A 4,911-nucleotide genomic window follows, 5' to 3' on the forward strand; every position below is an offset into this window, starting at 1 on the left:
TTCCTGTCGATGATGGTCGCGGCTCCTGGTGAGCCGCGACCATCATCGACAGGAATGAGGTAGGGATATGACCGCGACCATCGTGCTGGTGATCGTCGTGCTGGGGTTGATCGCGCTGGTCGCGTTCGGGATCACCGCGTTCAACTCGCTGCGCCGGCTCGACGTGAAAGCCCAGGAAGCGCTCGGCGGCATCGACGTGCAGCTGACCCGGCGCGCCGATCTGGTGCCCAACCTGGTCAACTCGGTCAAAGGCTATGCCGCGCACGAAAAGTCGGTGTTCGAAGACGTCACCGCCGCCCGCACCGGGGTGGCGCAGGCCGCCCAGTCCGGCACCGTGGAGGAGAAGGCGCAGGCCCAGGGCCGGCTGGATCGGGCGATCGGCGACGTGCTGGCGGTCGCCGAGAACTACCCCGACCTGAAGGCGTCGGCCAACTTTTTGCAACTGCAAGACCAGCTCGCCGACACCGAGAACCAGCTGGCGTTCGCCCGCCAGTACTACAACGACGCGACCGCCACCCTCAACCAGCGGGTCGTCACGATCCCGTGGATGTTTTTCGCCGGGCCGGCCGGGGTGGCCAAACGGCCGTTCTACCAGGCCCCCGAAGGCCAGCAAGCGCCGCCGCAGGTGCAGTTCTGAGCGGCGGGGTCCTTCGCGCTCGATCGCAAGCAGGGTGCGTGGCTATGGTTGTTCGAGGTCGAACGCTGCCCGGATCGCTTGGGACAGCAGCAGTTCCTGATCGGGCAGCAGGTAGCCGATGTGGCGGCCGATCGCATCGGTGGGGACCGTGGTGATGTTGTCACAGCTGATGACGGACGTCTGCTGAAGCCCATTCTGAGTGCCGACTGCGACTTCGGTGGAGAGGCCGCGGATCATGCCGGTGATGGGCGCAATCGTTACCCGGGCCAGGTGCGGTCGGACAAGTTCGCGGGTCAGGATCACCACGGGCCGCGTCTTGTCGAGATGTGCGAGATGAATGGGCCGCATCGATCGGCGTCAATCGATGTCGGCGGCCTGTTTTGCGGTGTGTGCGGCCAGCGCGTCGAGGTCGTGGTCGGGTTCGGTCGCGGCGAGGATGGCGGCATCGCGCGCGGCGATCTGGCGGCGCTGCTCGCGTTGGAGTGCACGCAGCACCACGGCGGCGCGGCTGGCTGCACGGTTTTCGCTGACTTCGCGATCGACAAAGGCGACGATCTCATCGGGTAGCCGGACAGCGATTTGCGTGGTCATACCAATACGGTACCAATATGGGATGCATTTGCCTCGACTGATGGTTCAGGCCAGCCAGGCGGCGGTGTTGGGGGGCAACTCGTCGTCGGGCAGCGGGCCGCTGGCCAGGACCACCGCCCCGCCGGGCAGCACCACCGGATCGGTGCCGGCGTTGAGTGCGCAGACCAACCCGCCGGGGCGGCGGAAGGTCAGTACGCCCGGCGGCGCGGGTAGCCACTCGATCCGATCGCCGTCGAATTCGTTTCGGCCCCTCCGTAATTGCAGTGCGCGGCGGAACAGTGACAGCGTCGAGTCGGCGTCGGCGAGCTGGGTGTCGACGGTCAAACTCTCCCACTGCGGCGGCATCGGCAGCCAGGTGTCGGCGGTGGTGGAGAACCCGAACGGGGGCGCGTCGCCGCGCCACGGCAGCGGCACCCGGCAGCCGTCGCGGCCGCGTTCGGTGTGCCCGGAGCGGCGCCACGTCGGGTCCTGCAGCACCGCGTCGGGCAGCTCCACATTGGGCAGCCCCAACTCCTGCCCGTTGTAGACGAACGCCACCCCCGGCAACGCCAGCAGCACCAGCGCCATGGCCCGCGCCCGGGCCAGCCCGGTCGCGCCGCCGCCGTAGCGGCTGACCTCCCGCTCGACGTCGTGGTTGGCCAGCGTCCAGGTCGGGGTGGCGCCGGCGAGCGCGGCGGCGGCCAGCGAGTTGTCGATGGCGTCGCGCAGCTCGGCCGCGTCGAAGCGGGCCTGCACCAGCCGGAAATTGAACCCGAGATGCAGCTCGTCGGGCCGCAGGTACTGCGCGAATCGGTCGTTGTCGCGCACCCAGATCTCCCCGATGGTCACCGCGTCGGGGTAGTCATCGACGACCGCGCGGATGGCGCGGTGAATGGCGTGCACCCCGGGCTGGTTGAACCGGGGGTCGTCGTCGCGGTGCGCGAGCAGGCCGATGTCGGTGGCCGGCATATCCGGCAGCTCGGGCGGTTTGGCCATGCCGTGCGCGACGTCGAGCCGGAACCCGTCGACGCCGCGGTCCAGCCAGAACCGCAGCGTCTTCTCGAAATCGGCGAACACCTCCGGGTTGTCCCAGTTCAGGTCCGGCTGCTCGGCGTCGAACAGGTGCAGATACCACTGGCCGGGCCGCCCGTCGGGTTCGACGACCCGGCTCCAGGCCGGGCCGCCGAACACCGACGGCCAGTTGTTCGGCGGCCGGTCCCCGCCGGGGCCGCGGCCGTCGCGGAACAGGTAGCAGTCCCGCGCGGCGCTGCCGGGACCGTCGGCCAGCGCCGCGACAAACCACGGGTGCGCCGAGCTGGTGTGGTTGGGCACCAGATCCATGGTGACCTTGATGCCGCGCCGGTGGGCGCCGTCGATGAGGCGGTCCAGCGCGTCCAGCCCGCCGAACAGCGGGTCGACGTCGCGCGGGTCGGCCACGTCGTAGCCGTGGTCGACCATCGGTGAGACGGTGACCGGGTTGAGCCACAGCGCGTCGACGCCCAGGGCGCTCAGGTAGTCCAGCCGGGCGGTCACCCCGTCCAGGTCACCGACCCCGTCGCCGTCGCTGTCGGCGAACGAGCGGGGATACACCTGGTAGAACACGGCGTCGCGCCACCAGGGACGGTTAGCGGCGCGGCCCATCAAAACGGGGTGTTGACCAGGAAGTTGGCGGCGTTCTGCAGGTAGTCGAGCAGTTCCCGGCGATGCTCGTCGCCCAGGGTGTCCGCGTCGATCTCGCCGATCGCGATGTCCATGCAGCGCAACCAGGCGTCCCGCTCGATCGGGGTGATCCGGAACGGCACATGGCGCATCCGCAGCCGGGGATGACCACGGCGTTCCGAGTAGGTCCGGGGGCCGCCCCAGTACTGCTCGAGGAACATCCGCAGCCGCTCCTCGGCGCCGTGCAGATCCTCCTCGGGGTACAGCGGGCGCAGGATCTCGTCCTCGGCGACCAGCTGGTAGAACCGCGACACGATCGCGTGGAAGGTGTCGGCGCCGCCGATGGCGTCATAGAAGGACTGCTGTTGTACCGGCTCCATCTCCTCCATTGTGGGCCATGGCGGCGGCGGCCGGCACGCGCGGTGGGCCACCCGAAGTTCACCGGATCGACCAGCGAACGCACAGCAAATTTGGGTGCGGTCGCTGCCGAATCATGGTGGACTGGTCCGCGGAGGACCAATGGCGCAGCGCAGACACCGCCGCGGCCACCACAGTTCCGGTGCCGCGGCAGGCCTAACCGGGCCCGCAGCCGGCGCCTGCCTGCATGCCGTCGAGACCCGCCCCGCGGCCGAGAGCGTGTGGACCCGTCGGCGGGTGCTGCTGCTGAACTCCACCTACGAGCCGCTGACCGCGTTGCCGCTGCGGCGGGCGATCATCATGCTGATCTGCGGCAAGGCCGACGTCGTGCACGAGGACCCGTCCGGGTGCGTCATCCACTCGGCCACCCGCGCGGTCGCGGTGCCGTCGGTGATCCGGCTGCGCTGCTACGTCCGGGTGCCCTACCGGGCCCGGGTGCCGCTGACCCGGTCGGCGCTGATGCACCGCGACCGGTTCAGCTGCGCCTACTGCGGGGGCCGGGCCGACACCGTCGACCACGTGGTGCCGCGCAGCCGCGGCGGCGACCATTCCTGGGAGAACTGCGTGGCCTGCTGCTCGACCTGCAATCACCGCAAGGCCGACCGGCTGCTGGGCGAACTGGGCTGGACGCTGCACCGGGTGCCGACGTCGCCGACGGGGCAGCATTGGCGGCTGCTGTCGTCGGTCAAGGAACTCGACCCGAGCTGGGCGCGGTACCTGGGCGAGGGCGCGGCCTAGTTCGCGGTGGGATACGGTTTGCGTCGTGAGCATGTCGGAGATCCACCTGTACTTCGTGGGCATCCCGCTGTTGATCGTCGCCGTGCTGGCGGTGCTGATCTGGTCGGGCAAGGGCGCCCACCCGGCGACCTACAAGATGTCCGAGCCGTGGACGCATCCGCCGATCCTGTGGGCGGCGACCGATGAGGTCGTCGGCGGTCACCACGGTCATGGTGCGTCGGAGTTGAGCGTGGGGGGTGGCGCAAGTGGCAAGTGGTGAAGTCGCGACGGTCGCGCCGGCCGAGCTGCCGCTCGGGTCGGTGATCACCACCAGCGGTCGGATTTCCGGGGTCACCGAGCCCGGCGCGCTGTCGGTGCAGTACCCGTTTCCCACCAAGGACCTGGTCACCCTCGACGATGCGCTGACCTACGGCACACGGGCGGCCAAGGCGCGGTTCGCGGTGTACATCGGCGACCTCGGCGAGGACACCGCCGCCCGGGCCCGGGAGATCCTGGCCAGCGTCCCGACGCCCAACAACGCGGTGCTGCTCGCGGTCTCGCCCGACCAGCACGCGATCGAGGTGGTCTACGGCGCGGAGGTCCGCGGCCGCGGCGCCGAGTCGGCCGCCCCGCTGGGGGTGGCCGCCGCCGCCTCGGCGTTTGCCGAGGGGAACCTGATCGACGGGCTGGTCAGCGCGGTGCGGGTGCTGTCCGCCGGCATCTCCCCGGCCTAGCCCGGTTGCCGCGGTTGCCGCGTTTGCCGCCGAGCGTGCGTGTCCCCGGTCGACACCAACGTAACTGGTTTTAGTCAAGGGGTTGGGGGGCCTGCCCGTTCCTCGTCTCTACGTAGTCCGTCAAGCGGGGTCTGATTTTTCCCCGACAGCGTGCAATCGAGTTTGGTGAGGAAGGGG

General features: G+C 69.7%; 8 protein-coding genes. 4 read left to right on the forward strand and 4 right to left on the reverse strand.

Going from position 1 to position 4,911, the window contains the following annotated elements:
* Positions 1-67 precede the first annotated feature (67 nt).
* Positions 68-637: a LemA family protein gene (locus tag BKN37_RS25625; RefSeq protein WP_071029935.1), complete on the forward strand. Its 570-nt coding sequence runs from the start codon at positions 68-70 to the stop codon at positions 635-637.
* Between the two features lie 42 nt (positions 638-679).
* On the opposite strand, the gene BKN37_RS25630 is transcribed toward BKN37_RS25625, so the two are convergent.
* Genes BKN37_RS25630 through BKN37_RS25645 form a run of 4 tightly spaced genes read right to left on the reverse strand, consistent with a single transcriptional unit; the run spans position 680 to position 3,246 of the window.
* Entirely contained in the window at positions 680-985 is a 306-nt protein-coding gene (locus BKN37_RS25630; protein WP_071029937.1) for a type II toxin-antitoxin system PemK/MazF family toxin, read from the reverse strand.
* Between the two features lie 9 nt (positions 986-994).
* Positions 995-1,228: an antitoxin gene (locus tag BKN37_RS25635; RefSeq protein WP_071029939.1), complete on the reverse strand. Its 234-nt coding sequence runs from the start codon at positions 1,226-1,228 to the stop codon at positions 995-997.
* A gap of 45 nt (positions 1,229-1,273) precedes the next feature.
* On the reverse strand, positions 1,274-2,848 hold the full coding sequence (locus tag BKN37_RS25640) for a glycoside hydrolase family 13 protein (RefSeq protein WP_071029940.1): 1,575 nt from the start codon (positions 2,846-2,848) through the stop codon (positions 1,274-1,276).
* On the reverse strand, positions 2,848-3,246 hold the full coding sequence (locus BKN37_RS25645; protein ID WP_423212843.1) for a globin: 399 nt from the start codon (positions 3,244-3,246) through the stop codon (positions 2,848-2,850). The genes BKN37_RS25640 and BKN37_RS25645 overlap by 1 nt, the downstream gene beginning before the upstream one ends.
* Before the next feature lie 139 nt (positions 3,247-3,385).
* Here BKN37_RS25645 and BKN37_RS25650 point away from each other — a divergent pair, with 139 nt between their 5' ends.
* The 3 genes from BKN37_RS25650 to BKN37_RS25660 are packed head-to-tail and all read left to right on the forward strand — an operon-like array spanning position 3,386 to position 4,734.
* A complete protein-coding gene (locus tag BKN37_RS25650) occupies positions 3,386-4,021 on the forward strand; it encodes an HNH endonuclease (RefSeq protein ID WP_071029944.1) in 636 nt (211 codons plus the stop codon).
* 31 nt (positions 4,022-4,052) lie between these two features.
* Positions 4,053-4,280 carry an aa3-type cytochrome oxidase subunit CtaJ gene (ctaJ, locus tag BKN37_RS25655; protein WP_071029946.1) on the forward strand — a complete coding sequence of 76 codons (228 nt, stop codon included), beginning with the start codon at positions 4,053-4,055 and terminating at the stop codon, positions 4,278-4,280.
* Complete coding sequence (locus tag BKN37_RS25660; RefSeq protein ID WP_071029947.1) at positions 4,267-4,734, forward strand: DUF5130 domain-containing protein; 468 nt, start codon at positions 4,267-4,269, stop codon at positions 4,732-4,734. The genes ctaJ and BKN37_RS25660 overlap by 14 nt, the downstream gene beginning before the upstream one ends.
* Positions 4,735-4,911: the final 177 nt, after the last annotated feature.

The sequence above is a fragment of the Mycobacterium talmoniae genome, from assembly GCF_001854525.1.
GTDB classification, from domain to species: domain Bacteria; phylum Actinomycetota; class Actinomycetes; order Mycobacteriales; family Mycobacteriaceae; genus Mycobacterium; species Mycobacterium talmoniae.